General features: G+C 33.3%; 2 protein-coding genes. Both read left to right on the top strand.

The window, feature by feature from the left end; all coding sequences use genetic code 11:
- Positions 1 to 266: 266 nt before the first annotated feature.
- Positions 267 to 905, top strand: coding sequence for a helix-turn-helix domain-containing protein (locus tag DFQ02_RS14900; protein ID WP_245940286.1), 639 nt, complete (start codon positions 267 to 269; stop codon positions 903 to 905).
- Between the two features lie 501 nt (positions 906 to 1,406).
- Positions 1,407 to 2,207: an alpha/beta fold hydrolase gene (locus DFQ02_RS14895; RefSeq protein ID WP_116525242.1), complete on the top strand. Its 801-nt coding sequence runs from the start codon at positions 1,407 to 1,409 to the stop codon at positions 2,205 to 2,207.
- The last annotated feature ends 103 nt before the right edge of the window (positions 2,208 to 2,310 follow it).

Genomic DNA, 2,310 nt, shown 5'->3' with positions numbered 1-2,310 from the left:
ACGGAATCGCAAGTTCCTACGGCTATATTAATCTTACTCCTCTCTTTTGTTCTTTCTGATTTATAATCTAAAATTAAGAGATTGTAAACTTAAGACGGCTATAGTTCATTGCTTCGGAATTTTCTGCCGAAAATTCCTGCACTTTTGCTATCTTTGGTTTGCGGCGGAAAATCCTAGCGGATTTTCTCGCAACGAAACCATAGCCAAACCGTTGTGCAACATTAAAAAATTCGGACATTTAAACGACAAACACTAATGTCATAAAAATGTCAAAGAAAAACCGTTATCAAAACTTCTGTGATTTTATAACTTTGAGAAAAACCATTCATATGAAAAATTCTATAGGAAATAAAATTCTTGAACTTCGAAAATCAAAAGGACTTACTCAAGAAGAATTAGCTGAATTATCAAAAGTCAACTTAAGAACAATTCAGAGAATTGAAAATAATGAAAATGAACCAAGAGGAAACACATTGAATTTAATTTGTGATGTACTTGAATTTAATAGTAGTTATTTTACAAATAAAATTGACCAAAATAATGGTAAACCCATCGGCTCTACAATCGTCAATGCAGTATTTCTTGTTCTGTTGAATTTGCTTTTGATGTCAGTAATCGGATTCTTGACTTTAGACTCAAATGCAAATATAAATAGCCGAATTGGAGCTTTTTTATTAAGTTTTTTTATACCATTCTTTATTGTGCTATTTACACAGAAAATGAACGGACTTGAAAGAATGTTGAAATTTGGAACAGGCTTTTTAGCTTATATTATTATGTTAATGGTGGTTCAGGGATTTCGAGAAGGGTTTCGCGCTGGATTTGGAACAGGTTTATTCCTTTGTTTAATAATTGCTGTAGGTGTTTTATTTTACGGAAAAGCGATATTGAAATTAATAAAATAAAACGTTGCACAACACCGTATAAAATTAATTGCTTGGTTCACGCCTACTTGGAAATTCCTTCGGAATTTCCTCTGGTTCGTTCCATTTTTGCTAAATTAGTTACCTAAACAACGCAACTAACCTTATACATAAACGATGGAACACATTCGCCGATGGCGAACTTTAATCTACGCTGCTTCGCAGACAATGCATCTTAAAGTAAATGTGTTCCATCTCAGGGTTAAACCAAATTACTAACAATCCCTTAACTAAGTAATCACCATCGACAGGCATCGAGCCCTAACGTGAGCCATCGTTGGTTAAAAGTAATTTGATCCTGCTTCTCGAATTCCCAAGCTAATAAATTCTACAATTTACACATCGCTGTGCGATGCTAATTGACAATCAATAATTAGAGATTATAAGGAAGAGCTTTTCTCTAATTATTGCTCAAGAATTTATTATCTTTTCATTCTCAAAGCAGAACTACGTTTAACCCTGAGTTAGCCACAATTAAGAAAAATGAGAATTTATAAACCAATAGCTATCATCCTTTTATTTCTAGTCTCATGTACATCAAAAGAGAATAATAAGAAAGATTTCACCTCATTTGACGGAACAAAAATCGCATATACTGATAATGGAGAACTAGTTTTACTAATTCATGGTTTTATAGTCGATGGAGATTGGAATTGGGGAAAATCGGAATTAAAAAAACAACTGATTAAACAAGGCTACAGAGTTATTATACCAGACTTAAGAGGTAATGGAAATTCTGATAAACCAAAAAATGAAAATGCCTATAAAAATAATGCGGAAGTGAAAGATTTAATGGCCCTAATTGACCATTTAGAAGCTGACAACTATGTGGCTGTTGGATACTCAAGAGGTGCAATTGTGCTTGCAAACTTACTTACTAAAGATAAACGAATTGACAAAGCCGTATTTGGAGGAATGGGCATTGAATTTACCAATCCGAAATGGTACAGGCGAATTGAATTTGGAAATGTTTTTTCTGGACGGACTGAACCAAATGAAATGACAAGAGGAGCTGTAGACTTTGCGAAAAATCTTGATGTGAACTTTAAAATAATGGGCTATTTACAGGACTATCAACCTGAAACAACTATTGCGGAACTTAATAATATTGAGGTGGAGACTTTGGTAATTTGCGGAGATGATGATTTAGATAATGGAAATCCTAAAAAATTACAAGAACAATTATCGAATAGTAAATTGAGTCTCGTTAGTGGCGACCATATGAGTACACCTTTTTCAAAGGACTTCGCGGAATCGATTATTGAATTTCTTAATGAAAAATAACAGTGGCTAACAAAGAACTGAGTTAAAAAACAAGTGTTTTAAGCTAATTTAGAAACAAAGTTCTCATCGTAAGGTAATCCACTTTTTACGATAGCAAATGCCT

This window comes from Seonamhaeicola aphaedonensis, assembly GCF_003386195.1.
Lineage (GTDB): Bacteria > Bacteroidota > Bacteroidia > Flavobacteriales > Flavobacteriaceae > Seonamhaeicola > Seonamhaeicola aphaedonensis.
The sequence above is the reverse complement of the archived record's forward strand: the minus strand, read 5'-3'. Positions and strand labels throughout refer to the sequence as shown.